This window comes from Mucilaginibacter limnophilus (assembly GCF_004005815.1).
Taxonomy (GTDB): Bacteria; Bacteroidota; Bacteroidia; order Sphingobacteriales; family Sphingobacteriaceae; genus Mucilaginibacter; species Mucilaginibacter limnophilus.
Window position 1 is genome coordinate 254,545 of the sequence record NZ_SACK01000003.1, and the last position, 22,387, is coordinate 276,931.

Annotated in this window: 17 protein-coding genes and 1 pseudogene; 6 read left to right on the forward strand and 12 right to left on the reverse strand. The window is 44.1% G+C overall.

The features are described 5' to 3' along the window. Positions 1 to 129: 129 nt before the first annotated feature. Positions 130 to 1,764 carry an RICIN domain-containing protein gene (locus tag EOD41_RS10195; protein WP_127704705.1) on the reverse strand — a complete coding sequence of 545 codons (1,635 nt, stop codon included), beginning with the start codon at positions 1,762 to 1,764 and terminating at the stop codon, positions 130 to 132. 431 nt (positions 1,765 to 2,195) lie between these two features. Between EOD41_RS10195 and EOD41_RS21160 the strand changes: the two are divergent. After that, positions 2,196 to 2,624 (forward strand): annotated as a pseudogene (locus EOD41_RS21160) (SDR family NAD(P)-dependent oxidoreductase). A 760-nt stretch (positions 2,625 to 3,384) separates the two neighbouring features. Beyond that, entirely contained in the window at positions 3,385 to 3,948 is a 564-nt protein-coding gene (locus EOD41_RS21035) for a helix-turn-helix domain-containing protein (protein WP_240663335.1), read from the forward strand. A 7-nt stretch (positions 3,949 to 3,955) separates the two neighbouring features. Here EOD41_RS21035 and EOD41_RS20725 read toward each other — a convergent pair whose 3' ends face one another. Then, positions 3,956 to 4,114 (reverse strand): hypothetical protein, encoded by a 159-nt coding sequence (locus tag EOD41_RS20725; protein WP_164849910.1) that lies wholly within the window; start codon positions 4,112 to 4,114, stop codon positions 3,956 to 3,958. A gap of 213 nt (positions 4,115 to 4,327) precedes the next feature. Between EOD41_RS20725 and EOD41_RS10210 the strand changes: the two genes are divergently transcribed. Both EOD41_RS10210 and EOD41_RS10215 read left to right on the forward strand, forming a co-directional pair. Continuing rightward, positions 4,328 to 4,561: a hypothetical protein gene (locus tag EOD41_RS10210; RefSeq protein WP_164849916.1), complete on the forward strand. Its 234-nt coding sequence runs from the start codon at positions 4,328 to 4,330 to the stop codon at positions 4,559 to 4,561. 1 nt (position 4,562) lies between these two features. After that, positions 4,563 to 5,009: a DinB family protein gene (locus tag EOD41_RS10215; RefSeq protein WP_127704707.1), complete on the forward strand. Its 447-nt coding sequence runs from the start codon at positions 4,563 to 4,565 to the stop codon at positions 5,007 to 5,009. Between the two features lie 24 nt (positions 5,010 to 5,033). On the opposite strand, the gene EOD41_RS10220 is transcribed toward EOD41_RS10215, so the two are convergent. From EOD41_RS10220 to EOD41_RS10265, 10 genes are all read right to left on the reverse strand, one after another. Then, positions 5,034 to 5,450: a DUF5655 domain-containing protein gene (locus EOD41_RS10220; protein ID WP_127704708.1), complete on the reverse strand. Its 417-nt coding sequence runs from the start codon at positions 5,448 to 5,450 to the stop codon at positions 5,034 to 5,036. Next, positions 5,425 to 5,958: a 2'-5' RNA ligase family protein gene (locus EOD41_RS10225; RefSeq protein ID WP_205780529.1), complete on the reverse strand. Its 534-nt coding sequence runs from the start codon at positions 5,956 to 5,958 to the stop codon at positions 5,425 to 5,427. The genes EOD41_RS10220 and EOD41_RS10225 overlap by 26 nt, the downstream gene beginning before the upstream one ends. Positions 5,959 to 6,005: 47 nt before the next feature. Further along, positions 6,006 to 6,485: a DUF4385 domain-containing protein gene (locus EOD41_RS10230; RefSeq protein ID WP_127704709.1), complete on the reverse strand. Its 480-nt coding sequence runs from the start codon at positions 6,483 to 6,485 to the stop codon at positions 6,006 to 6,008. Positions 6,486 to 6,714: 229 nt separating this feature from the next. Next, positions 6,715 to 8,319 (reverse strand): DUF4185 domain-containing protein, encoded by a 1,605-nt coding sequence (locus EOD41_RS10235; RefSeq protein WP_127704710.1) that lies wholly within the window; start codon positions 8,317 to 8,319, stop codon positions 6,715 to 6,717. A gap of 37 nt (positions 8,320 to 8,356) precedes the next feature. Further along, a complete protein-coding gene (locus tag EOD41_RS10240) occupies positions 8,357 to 9,910 on the reverse strand; it encodes a DUF4185 domain-containing protein (protein ID WP_127704711.1) in 1,554 nt (517 codons plus the stop codon). A 10-nt stretch (positions 9,911 to 9,920) separates the two neighbouring features. Beyond that, positions 9,921 to 11,483 (reverse strand): RagB/SusD family nutrient uptake outer membrane protein, encoded by a 1,563-nt coding sequence (locus EOD41_RS10245; RefSeq protein WP_205780530.1) that lies wholly within the window; start codon positions 11,481 to 11,483, stop codon positions 9,921 to 9,923. A gap of 8 nt (positions 11,484 to 11,491) precedes the next feature. Continuing rightward, positions 11,492 to 14,458 carry a SusC/RagA family TonB-linked outer membrane protein gene (locus tag EOD41_RS10250; protein ID WP_127704712.1) on the reverse strand — a complete coding sequence of 989 codons (2,967 nt, stop codon included), beginning with the start codon at positions 14,456 to 14,458 and terminating at the stop codon, positions 11,492 to 11,494. A 45-nt stretch (positions 14,459 to 14,503) separates the two neighbouring features. Then, a complete protein-coding gene (locus EOD41_RS10255; RefSeq protein ID WP_205780531.1) occupies positions 14,504 to 16,090 on the reverse strand; it encodes a glycoside hydrolase family 172 protein in 1,587 nt (528 codons plus the stop codon). A 33-nt stretch (positions 16,091 to 16,123) separates the two neighbouring features. Then, a complete protein-coding gene (locus EOD41_RS10260; RefSeq protein WP_127704713.1) occupies positions 16,124 to 17,035 on the reverse strand; it encodes a carbohydrate kinase family protein in 912 nt (303 codons plus the stop codon). A gap of 1 nt (position 17,036) precedes the next feature. Then, positions 17,037 to 18,365, reverse strand: coding sequence for a sugar porter family MFS transporter (locus EOD41_RS10265; protein ID WP_127704714.1), 1,329 nt, complete (start codon positions 18,363 to 18,365; stop codon positions 17,037 to 17,039). Positions 18,366 to 18,685: 320 nt separating this feature from the next. Between EOD41_RS10265 and EOD41_RS10270 the strand changes: the two genes are divergently transcribed. Together EOD41_RS10270 and EOD41_RS10275 are read left to right on the forward strand one after the other, a co-directional pair. After that, positions 18,686 to 21,451: a substrate-binding domain-containing protein gene (locus EOD41_RS10270; protein WP_127704715.1), complete on the forward strand. Its 2,766-nt coding sequence runs from the start codon at positions 18,686 to 18,688 to the stop codon at positions 21,449 to 21,451. Between the two features lie 676 nt (positions 21,452 to 22,127). Continuing rightward, a complete protein-coding gene (locus EOD41_RS10275; RefSeq protein ID WP_127704716.1) occupies positions 22,128 to 22,337 on the forward strand; it encodes a hypothetical protein in 210 nt (69 codons plus the stop codon). Positions 22,338 to 22,387 lie beyond the last annotated feature (50 nt).

The window sequence follows — 22,387 nt, forward strand, 5'->3', positions numbered from 1 at the left end:
GTTAGTTAACGTTAGGTTTTTAGTGTGCTGTTGCGTAGTTGGTATAAGCATTGCGGAAACAGCTATAAGCCATCCCACATAAAAAGGTAACTTATATATAAACTTAGTAGCTTATCATCAACTATTAAATCAGAGCCCTATTTTAGAATAAGGCACCCTGATAAATTTGGGTCGATAGTAGTACGGATCTTTGTAAGCACCATTACATGCTCCCTGCCCACAGGCGTCAAAATTAAGGCAATAGCTTAATAGCAATTCATTTTTGCCGTTATTATGTTCCGGATGAATTTGCGGTGTATAGTAGCGCGCATAGTTACCATTGATATATTCTTTAATAGTATAAACCTTGATTGGTGAAGTGAACGGACCGGTAGGGCTTGTAGACGTAGAGATATAAATTTCACGGGTTGTACCACATATAAACCCTTGTGTCATGGTCATCATCACATACTTACCGTTGCAGAAGCTGATTGTGGTATTATCTAAACCGGTAGCAATTTTTGCCGAGGTAGCTGTTGTAGGTGTACCTACCCAGCTGCTGCCATTCCAGAAAGACCATGAGTTTGGATTTGATTGCGGCCAGCGGGCTACATAAACACCATTACCAGGACCAGCACCAAAAGAATACACATCTGTGCCTGATTTTACCATCCCTACTACATAATTGATATTGGTTTGATTGCTCATATTTGCCGGTGCCAGGCGCGTACCTGTCCAGGCAGTACCGGTGGTTTCGGTAAAGTCCCAAATACTTTGGCTGTTAACGCTAACACCTGCGTTGCCTTCGCCAACATGTATATAAACGTGGTTGCCTATTTCAACCCCTACGCTTGGCCATGCAAAGTTAAGGCCCGGCTGTTTATCTACCACTTGTTTATTGCCGTTACGGGTTATGTTAGCTCCGGAGCTGCTCCAGTCATAAATATTGTTTTGCAGGAACATAGAGTTACCGTACTGAAAAATTTGATTACAGTTGAACTGGCTGTTTGATTGCAGCACAGAACCATCAAAAGCATCTTGAGTTACCCAAAGCACTTTACCTGCGTTTCCACTCCAGCTTAGTGGAATACTTGTTCCCTGATCAAATGCCACAGACCCTAACGAGGTGCTGTTGCGCTCAAAAATCCTGTTTGCATAATCATCCCTGTAAGTGCTTGGGAAACGAATAGTGAATACCCATTTTTGACGGTTGTCACTATTAGGAGATTCCTGAATGATAGCAGTACCGTTACTGGTTGACCCGCCCGCGTTGGCAATTGCCAGCCCGTTGCCTTTATTTACAATGTTGTACTGGCCGGTGGTACCTATTTCGGTAATGCGCCAAAGCTGATTATCCGGCAATCCTAACAAAGGTGTGCGCGCTTGCTGCAGTTGCGATCCAGATGAGTTGTTAGGTGACTGGATTACTTTACCACTAAAAGAGTTACGTAGATTATAGTATTTTACCCCCCCTACCGTAGTTACATAAACAGTATACCAACGTTGCCAGCCGTCCACTTCATCGTCTGCAGTGGCTTGCCATTGACCAAGTGTCTGCAATTCCTGGAACTTTTGATTAGCTGAAGGATTGCCATTTACCTCAATAAACTTGCCGCCCGTAACACAAGATATTTTGTACTCACCATAATCGCTAACAGGCCCATTGATTCTTTTTGTTGAGTTTAAATTTGAGATTGTTTGAACTTTAAAGCTTTCATTCTTTTTGCAACTCTGTGCTGCAAACAACGCTGCGAGCGCAGACAGCATAATTACTGTTCTTTTCATAGTTTTTAATTGGTTATTTTTAAATTGGTTTAAAAGCAAAGTAGTCGCTTAATAGAAAAGTGTCCGAATTATTTTAGGTACTTTTCTTGAAGGTAAATCCAAACTGACATCTCAAAATTGAAGAATTTGAGCCTTCATAGTGAAACTAAAAATTCCTTTTTAGAAACTTAAAGTCACATTAAATTAAACATGCATCAGAATAATTTTTAACTTTTATCCTGTATCTGAATTTCAGCCATAAAATATACAAAAAGCAGATAACGCATTATCTGTCTTTACTTTATAATTAGTTTGTTACGCGTTTTGATTGTTATGTCACGAATGATCAACGGCAGATTTTGAATTACTTTCATCAGTCCAGCGCCTCAAAAGCTACAAGTAGTTGATGAATCTTCTTTGCTGCCTGCACTGCTGTGGCTGAATAAAAGTAATTGCAGGCGGAAACCCGAAAAAAGCATATATATACGCCAACGCCAGATGGCCAGAACATCTTCACGAAAACACCGCAAAATTTTCACAACTATGTAGAGGCACCACCCTACCTGCGACAACAGGATGCAGCAAGGCAGTCGCTGCAGTTAAACGTGAACGACCGGGAGGCCGATTTCGCAGCTATCGCAAAAGCTAAAGCTCATTTCGGCAGTATTGATGTGCTGATTAACAACGCTGGCTATGGCTTGTTCGGCACGGTAGAGGAAACCAGCGAGCAGGAAGCGCGTGAACAAATGTAAACAAACTTTTTTGGTTTATTATGGCTTACCCAAGCCGTTCTACCTGTAATGCGCGAACAGGGACATGGTCATATCCTTCAGCTATCAAGCGTATTGGGTTTGGTTACGCTGCCCGTACTAGGTTTGTAAAATGCATCAAAAATTTGCGGTTGAACTTTAAGTGAAACACTGACGCCGGAAGTTAAAGGTTTCGGCATTAAAGTAACGCTTGTTGAGCCGAATGGCTTTGCTACCGACTGGAGCGGCGCTTCGGCTGTACAATCTGTCGCTGATCCGGTTTATGATAGCATTCGCGCTGCATTCCAGGAAGGAGTTAGCGGAGATATATGGGGTGTGCCGGAAGCGACTACACCAGCCGTGTTGCAATTGATCGATATCGAAAATCCACCATTGCGCCTGTTCCTTGGTAACCAAGCCTACCCATGGGTAAAACAAGTTTATGAGAGCCGCTTTGCTGAGTGGGAACAATGGTAAGAAATTTCTGCCGCTGCTCAAGGTAAATAATGGTATCACCCTGACAAATCTGCACCATCCTTTGGTGTAGATTGTTTGAATTAGTATAACATGCAACACTTTAAAAGCTTAGCGGAGATGCACCGTTCCAATGGCTTTCCGGCACCGAAAACCCGTTGTTCAGCGTTTATCGCTGCACCCAAACCTGCGGGCTTGGCAACCGGGCATTTACTTGGGACTTTTATATGATTGGCTTTAAAAAATTAAAATCCGGCGTTATCATGTACGGACGTACCAGGTATGACCATGATATTGGCAGCATGATGTTTGTTAAGCCCAGGCAGATCATTGAATTCCGGAATACGCAGTTTGAAGAAGATGCGTTTATCATTTTTATTCATGAGGATTTCTTTCCGGCCATATTCTGCATAATCAATTGGAAAGATATTCCTTTTTTCATTATGAAACGGATGAGGCGCTGCATGTTTCTCCGCGGGAGGAAAAGATTATCTGGGATCTGTTCTTTACCATTGAAGCCGAATACAAGGATAACCCGGACGAATACAGCCGCGAAATTATACTGGCACGCATTGATTCGATGCTGAAATATGCGCAGCGGTTTTACAAACGCCAGTTTATTAACCGCGCTGAGATTTCCGGAAAAAAAGTGTCAAGGTTTAACGAGGCACTTTCCGCATATTCTGAAAAGGGCGCACTGCTTACTTCAGGCTTACCTACAGTGACTACATTAGCCGCGCAACTCAACCTGTCGCCGCGCTACCTGAGCGATATGCTGAAACAGGAAACCGGTAAAACAGCCATCGAACTCATACACATTTACCTGATTAATGAGGCCAAAAACCGCCTGAAAGGTGAAGACCTGAATGTTTCCGAAATTGCCTATACCCTGGGTTTTGAAAACCTCCCTTATTTTTCCAGGTTGTTCAAAAAAGAAACCGGTGTTAGCCCGGTCGAGTTCCGGAAACAATTATTGAACTGATTGCTTATCAAACCTTTTTAAACGCCACAATACTGTTATGGCCACCAAAGTCAAAAGTATTGCTCATGGTAGCTTCTATTGCACTGGCAGCGCCCAGCAAGTGTCCTGTGATCGATTTTGTAGCGCTTAGTTTAAATTGTAAACGTTTATTCTTTGCAAGCAACATTATGGCGTATGAGTTCCGATTCTAAACAGGGTTCAGACCATTATAACAACAGTATGACTATCATAGCATATCTTAATGGCAAGAAGTGCTCCTTTGATAAAAAGTCTCCCGTGTATCCACGACAGACTTTGAAGAATTAAAACGTACTATTGAGTAGTAACCGGAAAGTTATCAATAACGGCCCATATGCCATTAATTGTTATTTTTGAAGCAATGACACTGTATGAATTTGAAGCCCTTGACCTGACGGAAAAAGCAGAAGCAGTATGGCGCGGGACTTTCCTTGCTTACCGTGAGGCTGATGGCCGTCGTATCCAGTTGTATTCGCTGCCGGGATGCTATGTGGAAGCCTTTTATGACCCGCAGTCGAATAAAATTACGGATTTTCGTTCATTTACCGGCAAGCAGTTGCTGGTACCTTATTTAGAACAACTTAACCTTTTTTAACATGTTTACGGAGACGCTGCGAACACTTTTCAGCCGGGACCTTGGAAAGCTCAAAGACGAACTAGCCTCCTATCATCATGAAGCGAACATCTGGCGGATTGACGGTAATATCCTGAATTCAGCGGGCAATCTGAGCCTGCACCTAATAGGAAATCTGAATACCTATATCGGCGCGGTACTCGGGCATACAGGCTATGTACGTAAGCGGCCGGCGGAATTTGCATTAAAAGACGTCCCGCGGGTAGAACTGATTGCGCAGATAAAGGAGACAGCTGCGGTAGTAGACAAGGTGCTCGGTTCGCTGACCGAAAAAACTTTACTGGATGAATACCCGCAGTTGGTGAACGACGCACAGATGACAACAGAATTCTTCCTGGTGCACCTGGCTATGCACCTGAGCTACCATCTGGGACAGGTGAATTACCACAGGCGTTTACTCGACCGGTAATAAAAAGCTGAAATTACATAATAACTAATTTATTTTTTTGCGCATCAGTTCATACGATTCCCTGATATAGACGAACAATCCCGGCCGGATATCTTCCACGGAATTCACGCGGACATGGTTCTCAAATTTTTTGCCCGAGGCCACACTTTTAATCACCGGTTTCTCCGGGCGCGCCGCCGCAGAATAGAACTTAATGTCCAGCCATTTCTTCATCGGCCGGATGATCAGGAAGCCAACCCGGCGAGTAAACACAATACAATTGGGTGTCACGCCCACCAGGACTTTTTCCCAATCGGCGACTTCCGCAAGTATCTTATCGAACGCCAGCATCAGTTCAGGCGAGCGGCCCTCGAACAAACTGTCGAGGCTTACCCGGGCGCAATAATGCCGGTAGTCCTTCCAGGGTAATTCACGGTCACACTTCGGACAGGTCCAGCTCATCCTTCAATTCATTAAATTTATAAAAACCAGTATGCTTCCACGGTCCGCCCAGATACTCCCACAAATCCATGCCGGTAGCAGCCACGGTAAACGGCCGGAAACTTTGGCTCAATTCTGCCAGTAAAGCTTTTGATACCTCAGGCGACACTTTGTTCTGTACCGTAATGTACGGTCTGAACGGATACCGGTCCTGCGCAATCAACGCCGCCCGGAAGCGGGCACTTAATTCCCGATGTAATGCAAACAGCCTGTCGCATTGAAGCACATAGGCGACCCCCACACCCAGGTGCCTCAAGCAGGTCACCTGCAATTCAAAAGCTTTTTGACGCAATTCCTCCAAATATTGCCGCGTCGCTGCTTCTTCGGGCAACTGGTGAAATAAGGTCAGATGCGCTTCCAGGTGGTTGCGCTCCCGGGGGAAATAACGTTGACGCAGACCACCGAAGAAAGCCTGGCTTTCCGCATCCAGCCGCAAAGTTAATATCAATGGCTTTTGTTTCATCTGCATTTGTCTGCTGCGCCGGGAGAAAAAGTCCTTCAGGCAGGTTTGGCTTTTTAACCTTTTGCATGTTTCCAGTCACTTTTCATTGCTGAATATACGAGGTTTGCCTCAGCTTCCTTCCATTTTTCATAAAAGACCAAAGCCGCTTCGGCTTTTCCCGGGTCTCCCGTTCCACGCTCCAATAAAGCATAATCCCGTTCAGCATCATATTTTCTGCCGCCCTTATAATTGGCGTAGCGCCGGGCCCGCGTGTAGCCCATCTGTAAGTACTTCCGCGACATATCGGCACCTACAAAATCCCCGGCCGCTAAATACTTTTCAAACAATTCAAATATCTTTTCGCTGCTTTCTTCCGCAATCATTTTTGTCCGGAACCGCCAATACTGTCCAATCTCGCTTTTGTACGGCTCACAGATCAGCACCCCTTGCTCACCTTTACCCACCCGGTACAATTCCGGCTGCTGCCGGTAATCGATCTCCGGTTTCCAGGCATACGATCTTTTATCAAAATTAAGGTAATTTGGCTGTGCCATCTTTTGCAGAACAACCTAACCGAATGAATGTTAGTGACAGCTTGCCATAATTTGCTGTAATGATCACTATTAATAAGTAGAACGCACTTACAATGGCGGCAGCGCTCATTCGGGGTTAACAGGAATGGTCACATTCGGGCCAGTTGTAATCCTAAAACATAAAAATGCCCTTATATCATTCATAAGGGCATTTGATTAAAATTGACAGGTAATTTGTCAGCAATTGTGCTTACAATGGCTCCATCGTTACATTATCAATCGTAACATCAACACCTGGAGCACCAAAAAGCACTGCCCTCACGTCCACACTCGTGTTGTTTCCGGTGGTAACATTCCGGGATATTTTTTGCCAGTTCGTGTTTAAACTTGGCGCATAATCATCGAAAGTACCATCTGCCCGCCTTATGCCGAAATACATGCCGGTAACAGTAGTACTGGCTTTAGCCATGGCCGTAACTTTGTACGTCGTATTCTTTTTTACCGCAATGGTTTGCACTGCCACCTCAACAGGACTGGACGTACTGTTGGCAAGTTTGCAGCCGGTAGGGCTGTTATAACCTGCGGCACTTACTGAGTTTGGTACTTTCCATTGCGTTTGATAGCCAATTGCCTCGGAAGGAAACTCTTCAAAGTCTCCCTCGGAAACCATGTTAAACCGCTTTTGCCCGATCTTTGTATGATACATGAAAACCGACCATTTCGGGTTGGTATGGGAAACTACAAAGTATAGGTCATCGCCGCCCATAGACCAAGGATGGAAATACGCTGCATATGACCAATTCGTTTGACCGTTTATAACATTTTCGGCAATGACTTTTTCTTCAGACCATGGACCGGTTACGTCCTTCGCATCACGAAAAACAATTGCACGGCGTGGAATGGAAAGATACATCATAAAATAACGTTTATAGCGGGTGCTGTACGCTACGGAAAATTCGGATGTTTCATTTGGTGTTACCGGGCGTGCATCTGCCTCGTTAGCGCTCCAATCTGTGGTGCTGGTACTCGAACTATTGCCGTTGCCGGTATAATAACGGTAAGATGATTTCACCAATACATCTGACTGAAGGACACGTGCCAGATAAACTTTACCATGACGACCATGCTGCGTACCGAACATGTACAAATAGTTCGCATCTTTCAGGTAGGCCGCCTGAGCAAAATTACTTGTAGCCGCCCACTTGGTGCCTGATTTGATCCAGTTCTGCCCGTAATCGTCAGAATAAGCTATTTCGCCATAACTCAATGTCCATTCATCGTTATCGTTAGGTGTCCCGGATGGCTCGTTCCAATCGTTAAGTACCGCCATGTAATGGATATACATCCTGCCGTCAATGCTAATCGCAGCGGTCGGTATCTTTGTTGTTTCACCCGGGTCAACATCAATCAATTCCTGGATTCCACTACCCTGGGCGACAAAACTGGAGTAGGTCATACCGTCCCTCAAGTCACGGTCACTGGAAAAGGCCATCGCGTTTGACTTCCAGTCGAGCCGGTTATTGCCGTCACTTGTCCGGAAGTTATCGCCGAATACGGAAGCGATTTCATGGTTGTCGGTTTCAAACATAATGTTCATGTCTGTCTCGCTAAGTCCCCAGGTAGTGTTCGTATTACCATTTGGTAAAAACAATCCTTCACCCGTAATAGGCACCCCTAATTGTCTCGCGATAATTGTGGTGGTTCCTGTTGGCGATACCGACATAGTATCGTGTACATCAATAGGTGCAAGACTTGGACTTAGCCCGTGCGCTATCTTGTCTACGGGTGTAAACTCTTTTCTACAGCGATAGGCCAGGCCTATCGCTGCAATGGCAGCAATTAATTTGGTTCTCATAATTTTTAAATGATTGGGTTTAAATTAGCGGATTAGTTTATGGATATGGTGTGAGTTTAATATCATCTATAATTGTTGACGCGTCCTTTTCTCCCCAAAAGCCGAAAAATACATTTACCGTGTTGTTGTTTCCCGAGTTGAAGGTCATCGATATTTTTGTCCAACCGGTATTGAGTGCCGGATTAAAATCTTTAATGGTTCCGTCTTCCCTTCTGACGCCGAAATATGCATTTTTGAAATGGTCGCCCGATGCCTTTGCCCACCCTGTAAGTGTATATTTTGTATTAGGTTTTACAGCTACTGTTTGCAGAGCCGCATCTTTAAAAACACCTGTTTCCGGATTGTCGAGTTTACATGCGACCTTACCGCTTCTGCTGTCCGCCGTCGCTGTTGATCCCGGTAAATACCAGGGAGACCGGAAGCTGATGTTATTGTCGGGGTAATCTTCAAATCCACCCTCCCCGATCAAATTAAACCCGGCAGGATCCTGGCTTATACCGGCTTTAACTAAAAACATATTCCAGATGGGTGCAGCATGGGATATGATAAAGTAGATATCTTTTGTGTTAGCGGAATACGGATGGAAGTACGGCGCGTATAAAGCGTTGCCATCTTCAGGCATAATTATTTTCTCGCCTGACCATTCGCCGGTAATACCTTCGGCATCCCTGAAAACGATGGCCCGCCTGCCTACAGATAGATAAACCATAAAATATCGTTTATAATAACTGCTGTAGATAACAGACATCTCTGCCGTGGTACCGACTGTTATGGCTTTTGCCCCGGTTTCTGCTTTTACCCAAGTACTTCCGTTCCAATACTCATAAGCCGGCTTGTTTAAAATCTCAGCTTCATCAACCCGGGAAAGAAATACGTTTCCATACCTGCCTGCAGGTGTGCCAAACATATACACTTTGCCGTCTTTTTTTAAATAGGCGGTTTGGGCGAAATTCCCTTTTCCATCCCATTGTACGCCTGATTTTGTCCAGTTTTTACCGAAATCATCCGAGTATATAAGTTCGCTCTTATTTAAAAGCCACTGGTCGTTATCCCCGTTAAGCGCCCACTGATGCACACTCATGTAATTGATAAACTGCCGTTTATTAACGGCAATACCCCCGGTGGGTATACAGGTAACTTCATAATCGGCTGCATGTTTATCCTGTCCTTTTTTTTGCCCGGATATAACCAGTTCTTTTACTTTTCCGCTATCGGTTATGAACTTTGTAATCGTTAATCCATCGGCCAGGTTTTTATCGGCAGAAATAGCTGCCGCGTTCGATTTCCAGTTACTTTGCTTTTCCCCGAAGTTATCGCCAAACGCCATCATCACAGCGCCTGTTCCAGTTTCCCACATAATCCCTATATCGGTGGTAAAAATGCCATAGTCGCGAAACGTATTATTAGGATTGAAAAGTTTGTCTTCTGCGCCTGCTACTCCGCTTACACGCGCCACGGTTTTAACATTTACAGGCAGCGCTGCGGTAATCGTATCGCCTTGCTGTTGCGCAGGTGCTTTCGCACCCGCCGTTCCATACATAACGAATATGAATATTACAGCAATAAGCGTTTGCATTAACGGGTTTTTCATATTTTCAACTTTAGTATCCCGGATTTTGCACAAGTTTATTGTTGGCTTGAAGCTGTGTCTGGGGTATAGGATAAATATTCAGATTATCGTCATTAGTAGGTATGAAAAAGCTCCAGGTGCCTTTGTTAAATAAACCCCATCTTAATAACTGCTCCCTTCGTAACATCTCGCCCGCGAATTCGCGGCCCAGTTCGTTCAGAAACACTCCGTCAGGTACTGAAACCCCATCAACCACTGCATTGGCAGATAATTGCGCCGCAGTAATTATTTTAACCGCATCAGGCACGCTGGCATCAAAACTTCTGGCACGTACTTGGTTCACAATTTCGGCAGCACCCTGGTAATCGCCTTTTCGCAACAGGCATTCGGCCTTCATCATCAGTGTTTCGCCATACCGGAAAGCAACCCAATCCTGATCTGTTTCCGTTTTCTGGCCGATTTTAATCTCATATTTAGAAAAACGATAACCGTCAAATTCACCCGCCGATGTAAAGCTTGAAATGTTCTTTGTATATATCAGCGGCGTGCTGCCATCAGTTGACATGATCGGCGCTCCCGTAGATAAATTATATTGCTGGCCCTGAGCAAAGTTATTCGCACGGCGTTTGTCACTTTCATCATAGGTGTCGACAAAAGAAGGGCCGGCGCGTAAACCGTTAAAACCCGGAGATGAAGCGTTAAATGAAGGCCCGTTCAAACCATGACGTGTTTGAATATAACAAGGCCAGCAGATAGGCACTCCGTTCTTTTCATCATTTGGGAATGCCAGAATTACTTCCGGAGATGTCGAATTACTCAGGCTGAATACATGCGCATAACTGGCGTCGAGCGAGTATTTACCCGAGGCAATAATATCATTACACTGTATCAGGCAACTGTCGGTTTTGTCAACACCAATCCAGGCCTGCGAATTTTGATAGGCTTTGGCAAGCAGGTGTTTAGCAGACCATTTATTGAACCTGCCAAAATTGGGCGCATCGCTTAAATTATCCATATTGGCCCTTAAATCGGTAACGATGAAATTCAACACCTGCGCCCTTGTATTGGTAGCAGGAAGATAGTTTTCAGGCTGATCAAATTTATCAACTATAGGAACGTTGCCATACAGTGAGCATAGCTGATAATAGTAATAAGCGCGCGCCACCTTAATTTCTGATACAATCTTTTCATCATCGGCAGTAAGACCGCCATTGCTTTGTATTTGGTAGATAACACGGTTACAAGTGCTGACGCCATAATACAGCGCATTCCATATACTCTCCATATGCGGGTCATAGGCTGTCCACGTATGTTGATGCAGACGTTGCCATTTGCCGCCGTCATACCAGCCACCGTCGGCATTGGTTGGCGTAACCCAGGCATCGGTTGATTGTTCGGACATGTCCCAAAGACTTTGGTATTCAAGCAGCCACCGATATTGGCCGTAAATAGGCGCCAACTGATAAACCAGGTCTTTACCCGACAGTTTATCTGGCGTAATGGTACTGTACACTTTTTCGTCAAGCTTGGTACAAGAAATACTGGTAAACAGCGTACCTGCAAGCAATAGTATATTAAATATTTTTTTCATCATGATCTGTATTAAAAGTTAAGATTCAGGCCAACCAGATAGGTGGTTACGTTAGGATAATTTTTCAGTACGTCTACACCGGGGGTAACTCCTGAGACGGCCACCTCGGGATCCATACCCTTGTACCCGGTTATAGTAGCCAGGTTTTGACCAGATAGGTATATTCTTGCCCTTTTTAAATAAGGTTGATTTTTAATAGTAAATGAATAACCGATGGCCACGTTGTCCAGCTTCACAAAATTTCCCTTTTCAATATAATAGTTTGAATAGATTGGCGGAGCGGTGTTGTAATCGTTTCCGCCAAATGGTTTATCAAATGCCGATTGCGGCAGGTTATAAGTTTGTATCCATGACAGCGTTTCGCGCTGCATACGATATTGATTCAGGATATCAAAACCAAAGGTGCCCCGCAAGGCAACCGTCATATCCAGGTTACCGTAGCGCAGGTTAGTGGTCAGGCCTGAAAAGACTTTTGGCATACCGTTACCAACAATTTTTTTCTGCTGTTCGCCGGGGCTGTCGTCACCTGCTCCAACGACCTGCCATTGGTTACCGACCGGTTTCAGGCCGCTTACTTCCCAGGCATAAAAATTCCCTAAAGCTTGGCCGGATTCTATTCTGTGGGTATAGGTTTGAATGGGCTCGCCAGTTTCACCTACATTGAGGTAGTCGCGCTTATACACATCCCCTGACAATGATATCACCTTATTCTGATTGTACGATACATTTCCCAATACGCTCCATGAGAACTTATCTTTATTGATCAATTGCACGCTGCCTGCAAACTCAATACCTTTATTGCTTATTGAGCCTACGTTAGCAAAAATGCTGTTATATATATTTGGCGGAACAGGTACACTATAGGTGTACAGCAAGTCGTTGGTACGTCGATGGTAAACATCAATACTTCCATTAAATACTTTATTGAATAAAGTGAAGTCTAACCCGACATTTATTTCTCTTTTACGTTCCCACTTTAGATTTGGGTTTGGGTTACTTGACGGCACCAGGGCGCTCACCCACTGTCCGTTATCGTACATGGCGATGCTCGGATCAAACCGGTAAGTAGTTAATGACAGATAGGCGTCTGTAGGAGCTGTACCGGTAATGCCGAAGCCGGCGCGCAGTTTTAAATCGTTTATGAATGAAACGTCTTTCATGAAAGATTCATTGCTGATACGCCACCCGGCGGAAACCGCCGGAAAATATCCCCATTTATTGTTGACGCCGAACTTAGATGAGCCCTCCCTACGCAAACTTGCCATGACCAGGTACTTATCATCAAAATTGTAATTTATCCTGCCAAAAAATGCAATCAGCTTCCATGAAAATTTGTTGCTGCTTAACTGTGCAAGCCCCTGTTTAATTGAGTTTGCAGAGCCGATATTCCATGCTCCGAAAATGTCTAAAGGAAAGTTGTTGGCACTCATTCCCCAGGCCTCTTTGGTATAATCCTGATAAGAGTAGCCAAGCATCGCGTTGATAATGTGCTTGCTGAAAGTTTTGGAATAATTAGCCTGCAACTCCAGGTTTTTATTTTCACCCCGGCCACCATTCAAATAAGCCTCACCGTTGCGGCCGCCTAAAGTCGCCGCATATGAACGGAAGGTGGTACTGTAATTGTAAATATTGTAGTCGTTTTGATAAGCGCCCATCGCGCTCAGTTCTAGTGATTTTACAGGACGTATGGCTATCTTGCCATTCATCATCAGCTGGTTGTATTCATTGCTTCCTTTGGCTTCGTTGACTAAGCCAACAGGGTTGATACCTGTGTTATTGAGTTCCCTGTATGAACCATCGTCATTATAAACAGATAGTGTCGGGCTACGAAGCAACGCGTTTGCGTATGTTTCAACAGGCACTTGATGATCCGTCACGACATTGTTGCTGATATTGAAATTAAGCTTCAATTTATCATCGAACATAGCATGGTTCACCCTGAAAGTTGTAATAAGTGATCGCTTACTGGTTTCGTTTATCACGCCGTTTTGCTGTCTTAATGAAACATCACCTACATAGCTTGTATTACGGTTACCACCACTCACAGACAGGTCATGTACCTGGCTTACAGGCGTACCGGTAATTTCTTTGAGCCAATCAGTTGACGACCCATAATCATTTATTGTGCTGAATGCCGGATCCTGCTTATAGCGGCGTACATCCGCTGCGGTTAAGATTTTTAAAGGGTTTCTTATTTTATCAATGGAGGCATACCCGTTGTATGTAACCGTAGCTTTACCTGCAGTTGGCGTTTTTGTGGTAATGATTATGACGCCGTTTGTTCCCTGCGTACCGTATATGGCCGCTGCAGAACCATCTTTCAACACGGTAATGCTTTCAATATTGTCAGGATTTACGGCATTAAGGCTTCCGCCGGTAATTCCGTCGATAACAATCAGCGGCGAAGCGGACGCCGCCAATGTTGATACACCTCTCAGCATAATGTCGACATTTTGATTTGCTGGGTTACCCGATGTATGTGAGATCGCTAAACCGGCAATCTTGCCTCTCAACAGGTCAAGTGGGGAGGTAACCAGTCCCTTAACAAAGTCATCTGATCCCACGCGTGCGACAGAGCTGGTAACTTCCTCTTTGCGAATACTGCCATATCCTATAGAAACTGTCACTTCCTGCAATTCGACGCTGCTACTTTCAAATTGTATGTCAATTGTCTGCCTTCCCGCGACAGCTATATCCTGTGGTTTCATTCCAACAAATGAAAAACGCAATATCGCGTTAGGGTTATCTACCTTAATGATGTAATAACCCTGGGCGCTGGTTGACGTGGCATTTTTAGTTCCTGTTTCAGACACCGACACACCGGGAAGAGGCTGTCCGTCAGGGCCGGTGACCTGGCCGGTTATTGTTATAGGTGCCGTAGCATGACCCGCATGTAATATAAGCGCATTGGCATGCACCGGCGGGCAAAAATTCAGGCATAAGCATAGCATTATGGCCGAAATGTAAATTTGTCTCATATTTAAATTTATTGGGTTTTAATTTTTCGTCTGTTATGTAAGCGGTCACTTTTTGGCTGATGAACCAGCGTCGCCATACCAGAAAACAGTGGTTGAACAATCTTCCTTCCCCTTATTCCAGCTCAGCATCTCCAGATCAAATTTCAGTTGCCTGGTAAAAAGTATATTGTCAAGATTTCTTGTTCTGAGGAATGAATTATAACCATATGAACTGGTATTGTCGGCGCGCGGGGCACCGCCAAAAGGTGTGTAAAACGGAACCACCGGCGCCCATGAACAGTTGTAATAGTCTTCTGTGCCGGTGCCTATAAATGAAGGAAACTTATCATCGTCAACCCATATCTTTTCATCACCTTCACCGTACCAATCAGGCGCATAGTTAAACAGCGTCATCAAATCGCCTTTGTATATTCCGCGGCCGCTTAGGGTTACAAAGTTCCAGTCAAGGTTTTCACTGTCGTTGTCATATTGATTGTTCAGCGGGATATTCTTCTCTTCCTTCCATGAGGTATGAAAGTATAAGGTGTTTGCTCCCCAGCTCCACGGCGCGCAGTTCAGTATTACCGATGCGGTAACAGGAAACGGAGATAAGTTTTCCAGTTCAATTTGTGCACTAGATTTATAAGGCATCACCCAGCGGCTGGTTACCGATCCTTTGCCATCCGCACTGATATACCAACTATCAACTTTACGCGAGCCAAATCCCGCACCCGAAAAATCACTTAGTGGTACCCTTACCGTTTCCTTTCCGTCAAACTTGATTTTCAAAATTACGTTGCGCATCATGATTCCGTAATCGCCTTTGTTCCCTTTTATGTCAATAGCAAGATTTTTTATTGCAAATGTCCCTTTAGGCAAGTCAATCGATACACGTTCGCCGGAATCAATCTGTGCTGAAAGTGATTGTTTTTCGCCCCCTGTAAAAGTTGGCGGGTTTAATAGCCGGCTGTTTACGTCTTCTATCCTACTTTGTAAACTTGCTGCTTCGGCCAATGTAAAGGTTTGCACTTGCGTGCCGGGTTTATATGTACGATAGTTGATATGATAATAACGGGGTATCTTTTTACTGTAATCAGGCTCTTCAAATGTGATACGGCAACTTTTTTGATAAGGCAGGGGAAGCATGAAGGTATTTCCGCCTTTACCTTCCGGTGTATAGTGCGTATGTGTCAGCGATAAAGCCTTCCCGGCATAAAAGGGCGTCTTATTCATGTCATAACCCTGGATTTCGAATGCAGGAATTTTACTGCCATCAAAATAGAAGCGCAAAACACCGTTTTTTATCAGTGTAGTCATCCATATACGTGTCACAACGCCGGGTCCTTCGGCTTCAAACATCACTTTTTCTTTTCGCCCGTTGATACTATCCAGGCGTACATAGCCGGCACCATCGTCGTTGGCGAACCATCCGGGTTTGTCAGGACTTATCGTACGCCTGTCATAACTGCTCACTTGCTTGCAGGTATATGACTGAACGGGATAATTCACCTGGCTGTCAAATGATATCATTTCTTCTAACAGCGACGCCAGGGTCACTTTGTTCTTACCTACAGGCTTTTGCTGCGCCAAGCATACTGAATAGGGTAAAAACATACAGCACATTAAAAAAACAAGGTTATTGATTCTGCTCATTGGTTTATATTTAGTATGTATAATCGTTATCTGTTATACGCCGGAAAAAAGTTGTTCGCGAAAAGTAACATATTCAGAAAACTTGTATTCCGGACAGCCACCTGGTTTTGTTGCGACAAACCCTCCCATCGACATGGCATTCTTCAAAATAGTTACAGGACTTTCATTCAAATAATGGTTGGCGATAAATGCGGCTAAAAAAGCGTCGCCGCTGCCCACAGTATCCTTCACATCAACTTCATAGCCGGCAACATGATAAGCTTCATTATTTTTATAATACGACGCGCCGAATTCGCCTTTCGTAATAACGATCTCCGGAATGTTGAATCTCTCCTGCACAAACTTTACCTGAGACGTTTCGTGAGAATACCTGCCCTGAAACAGGCTTTGAACCGATTCTAATTCCGTATGATTCAGTTTGGCAATATTCGCCCTGTTCAGCAATTCAATCAAAAGTGCCCTGTCAATATATGGCGGCCTTAAATTAATATCCAGTACTTTTATCGATTCCTTCTCAAGTATATCCAGGAGTGTATCTCTTGTCACCTGATTTCGGCAAGCCAGGCTTCCGTAAATAACGTAAGTTGTTGATTTAATGGCTGCGGTTATTGATTTACTGTCACTGATAAAATCCCAGGCCACCGGAAATACAATCTCATACGATGCTTCATTGTATTCGTTTAAGGTGGCAATTACCTCGCTCGTTGGATAATGTTCATCAAATTGCAACAAATGTTTTTTTATACCCCACAAATCCAGCAGCTTCTCCAGATTTTCTCCTTGTATATCTTTGCCGATACGGCTCGCCAATCCGCTTTCAATTCCCATCTTTCTTAAATGATAAGCCACATTTAATGCGGCACCACCAGGTTGCGGGCCTTGCGGAAGCACATCCCAAAGTACTTCTCCAAAACATATTGCCGGTATATGAGCAGCGTTGTCCATATTAGTGTATGATAAGTTGAGTGTCCATTTGTTCCAATGATTTTCCTTTAGTCTCCGGCATCCAGCGCCACACGAATATTAATTGCAATATCATCATGGTTGCAAAAAATGAGAAAGTTATCGTGCCACCCAGCTTTTCGGCCAGATAGGGAAATGAGAATGCGATAATCGCTGCCATTATCCAATGCGTGGAACTTCCAAGGGTTTGTCCTTTTGCCCTTACCTGATTCGGAAATATCTCTGAAATAAATACCCAGATCACAGCGCCTTGGGAAAATGCGAAAAAGGCGATAAAGATCATAATATACATGGGGATGGCAAATCCGTCGAATTTACCTGAGTGAAATGTTGAAGCCACCAGAGCGAGCGAGGCGATCAGGCCAACCGACCCTATCAACATGAGTTTTTTGCGGCCAACCTTGTCTATAACGTTAATTGCCAAAAGGGTGAAAATAAAATTGATCATGCCGATACCTACAGTTGATAACAGCGAGGAGTGCGCCCCAAGCCCGGCCATTTCAAATATTCTCGGAGCGTAATAAATGATAGCGTTTATTCCGGACACCTGATTAAAAAAGGCAAAAACAACCGCGAGTATTACAGGTGTTTTGTACTGGCCTGAAAATAAGCGACCGGACATCTTACCAACATTGTCGTGCCTGGAGTTTTGAATGGCAACCAGATCGTCCTGATATCCTATTGGATTAATGACTTGTAATATGGCAACAGCACGCTGCACATCATCTTTTTTTACGATCAACCAACGTGGGCTTTCCGGTATAAATTTTATCAGCACCAGGAAGACGAGTGACGGCAACGCCTGTATTCCAAGCATAAGGCGCCACGAGCTATCTCCCATTTGGCTAATTAAGTAATTTGATAAATAAGAAATCAGTATTCCCAAAACGACATTAAACTGAAACAAACCAACAAGTTTTCCCCGCTTCGCTGCTGGAGAAACCTCTGAAATATAAATAGGGGCAGTAACAGATGAGGCACCTACGCCTAAACCGCCCAGAAACCTGAAAGAAAGGAAAATTATCCAGTTAGATGTAATTGCTGTACCAACGGATGACAGCAAATAAGCTATTGCCACAAAAAGAAGTGTATTTTTTCTGCCAAAGTAATCAGATGGTCTGGAACCAAAAATTGACCCTATTACCGTTCCGAATAAGGCAATGGATATGGTGAGCCCGTGTTCAAATACCGAGAGATTCCAGTAATGCTGAATAGCTTTTTCTGCACCTGAAATTACTGCAGTATCAAAACCGAAAAGGAAACCACCTAAAGCAACAACCATGGACCACGCCACAACAGAGTTTTTGTTCATAATTAAAAAGGGTTATAAGAGATTGATGGTTGCAAGGTACAGTCCTCTGCCGGCGCGCGGTATTGAAATAATTTCAAAAACCAGCAGGCTGCTTACACAAGTTATAAAATCCTTATTTTCAACTGATTATTTTTAAAATATCGAAAATACACCTGAGTGCGCCTTTGCGTATGTAACCACAATCTTTGTTTATGTATCGTATAGACCCCCTAAATGAATTTTTAATTGGGTTGTACGTTGACGACGCCATTGGTTTATTGCTATATTTATGCAGGCCGAGCCTTCAGCCTGTTTAGTTAACCATTATAAACTTCCATATTATGATCTTAAAGAACTGTTCGGTTAGGCCGGTATGGTTTCCCCTGATTATCGTAATCATATTATTTAGCAGTTGCGGCAGCAGTCATCAGGAAAAGAAGTACACTATAGGCTTTTCGCAATGTACCGGCCTTGATCTTTGGCGCAGAACCATGTTATATGAAATGAAAACCGAATTGTCGCTACACAGCAATGTGAATTTCATATATGCCGATGCTAAAGGAAACAGTAAACTTCAGATTGAGCAAGTCCGGAAGATGTTAAATTCGAAAATCGATGTGTTAATCATTTCACCAAATGAGGTGCACCCGCTTGCCATCGTTGTAAAAGAAGCCTACGATAAGGGAATCCCAACGATTATAATAGACAGAAAAACTTCCTCATCACAATATACCGCCTATATAGGCGCCGATAATTATGAATTGGGCCGAATGGCTGCAAACTATTTAGGTACCACTTTCAAAGGGAATATAAAAGTGATAGAAGTTATGGGTTTGGCGGGCTCATCACCGGCGATAGAGCGTGAGCGTGGATTCAGAGACGGTATCAAGCTGTTTCCGCATATAAAACTTAAACAGCGGTTATCCGGAAACTGGTTAAAGGATATCGCAGAGAAACGCTTGAAAGCGAGAACAGGATCGCTTGCTGACATCAATGCCGTCTTTGCCCACAATGATGACATGGGCGTTGGTGCAAGAAATGTCTTCAGGACATTGGATGGCGCTGGTAAGGTAAAAATCATTGGCGTAGACGCTCTTCCCGGGCCGGGGGGCGGTATGGAGATGGTAAGTGATCGGCTCCTGACTGCAAGCGTGGTGTATCCTACATGCGGCAAAGAAGCTGTTGTAACGGCTTTTAAGATATTAAATAATGAGCCCTTCGTTAAGGATAATATACTTAAATCGCTGATTGTAGATTCCAATAATGTCGAGCTGATGAAAATGCAATACAGCAAAATAACAAGTCAGCAGGTTGACATTGAAAAGCAACAAAAGCTGATTGCAGAACAGGTATCTATTTATAAAAGCCAGCAGATTATTTTGAACATTGTGGTTATTTCTTTAGTGTTAGCGCTGATTTTAGGCGGCCTCGTTTTTATATCATCAAAGGAAAACAGAAAGATCAACATTAGCCTGGAAGCAAAAAACTTTGAAATACAAAACCAGCGAAATCAGTTAATTGAAATGTCGGCGAAAGCTGAAGCCGCAATGGAGGGCAGGTTGAACTTCTTTACCAATATTTCGCATGAATTTCGTACTCCGTTAACACTAATGCTTTCACCCTTGTCTGATGTTTTAACAAAAGAAAAGTTGACTTTAAAGGCTGAAAAAAATTTAAAACTGGTAAGCCAGAACGCACACCGGCTTTTGCGTCTGGTAAATCAGTTGATAGACTATCGCAAAATTGAAATAGACAAACAAAAAATAAAAGCTACGGAAAATAATATCGTAAGTTATGTCCGCGAAATCGTCGAAAACTTTCGTATTCATGCGCAGCAGCATGATATTCACCTGTTTTTTTTCACAACAGAGCGGAAACTTAATGTATGGTTTGATGTGAATATGCTGGACAAGGTTTTCTTTAACCTTATTGCCAACGCTATAAAATGCAGCACGTCCCAGGGAAAAGTAACCGTAAAAATAAGTACCAACGAGACAAATCATGTGATAGTGACCGTTGAAGATACCGGTATCGGAATGTCACCGGAGGATGTTGCCTTGATTTTCGACCAATTTTACCAGGCCGATAATGCACCTATAAACGGTTCAGGGATCGGTTTATCCCTTTCAAGGGAAATAGTGATGCTGCACCATGGAAACATTGATGTAAAAAGCCAGAAATGGAAGGGCACCAGTTTTACAATTACCTTGCCGCTCGGAGACAGTCATTTGGATGTTTCCGAAAAAGTGACCGCCGGAGCAGATAGGACGATCAATGTGGAAGAGCTCAACACGTATAAGGCCGATCTCGAACGCGTGTCTTCGAATACACCCGCCATAACCCTTGACTTTCCGAAAGACATCTCGGTATTAATCATTGAAGACAACGCGGATCTGCTCAATTATCTGCAAGATCAGCTTTCACTACATTATGATGTCTTTACCGCGATAAACGGAAATGACGGCCTTTCACAGGCTTACGAAAAGGTTCCCGATATTGTGATCTCTGATGTCGTCCTGCCGGGTTATTCCGGTAAAGAGATCACGAAAATCCTGAAATCCGATTTCCGGACTTCCCATATCCCTGTTATTTTACTGACCGCTCAAGCAAGTATTGATCAGCAGATTTCAGGAATGAATGCGATGGCGGACCTTTACATAAGTAAGCCTTTCCATATAGATTATCTGTTGGCGGGCATTAGCAACCTGCTTCGGAACAGAATTATCTTAAAGAAACATTTTTCAACTGATTTAAATTCAATAGATAAGACACGCACAACCAAAACGCTCGATAAAAAGTTCTTAAGCGATCTCTCTGCAATAGTTGAACAAAATCTAGCTAATGAAAGATTCAGCATAGAAGATATCTGTAAACTATTAGGGATTTCCAGAATGCAATTATACCGTAAAGTAAAGGCTTTATTGGATTGTAATATCTCTGATTATATTTTAAACAGGAGATTAAAAAAGGCTCAGTTTTTATTAAGTACCGAAGATTTGACAATTTCAGAAGTAACCTATATGGTTGGTTTCTCCAACCCAAATTACTTTGCTACGGTTTTCAAATCAAAGTATGGAAAAACACCAAGTGAGTTTAAAAAGGCATAAGTGGCAATTATCTTATTCTATCTTCTGTCATCGCATCGCTGCCCATCCGCATATAGAACGTATTGTCAGGATCCATAACAATGATTTCGCTGATATCCAGCTCGGGTTCCTCATGGGTTAGCATTGGCAGGCGAAAGCCTAGCACGTCCCGTTTCCATGTTACACACCAAATCAAGTTTACAATCGAGGCATGTCTTTGCTCATAGTTATTATAAAAAAAGTACCATCTTCGGCAGGATATCCTGAAATGGGAAGATTACAAACCGCCGCAGAGTGGCCGGCGTGCACAGCTTGGGCTGGGGCCGCTGGAAAGTGTTTCCCGAACGGTGTATTCCCAAAAGCAGCGTGCACGAACTGGTTTGCGCCAGCAGCGAGCAGGCTACCGGTTCCGCGGGCTGGTCTCGGGCATATTATCCGTATTGATTCCGCCCAGCGGGGCCTGTATCTGGATTGGCCGTGAGCGACGTTTGTTCGCTCCCGCCCTGTCCTCTTTTGGCGTTGAGCCGTACCAGGTTATCTTTCTTAGCCTGATGAATAACAAAGATACCCTATGGGTTATGGAAGAAGCATTAAAATGCCCTGGGCTCACAGCCGTAATCTGCGAACTCCGGGAGATGGATTTCCGGCAATCACGGCGATTCCAGCTGGCTGTTGAACACAGTCGGGTCACAGGGTTGTGCTGCGGAACGCGGGTAAATTTGGTTCTACGGCCTGTGCCGCGCGCTGGCAGGTACGGTCCCTGCAAAGCGCTGACCTTAACGGACTGCCGGGTACGGGGTTTATGCGCTGGCAGGTCGATCTGCTGAAAGTACGGAACGGGCAGACAGGCAGCTGGGTTGAGCGATGCAAATGCGTTTTATGGCAACCTGGTTCCGGCATTTGCTAACGGACGGGCTGGCGCGCCGCCGGCCTGAACTGAAAGATGTGCCTTTTGTG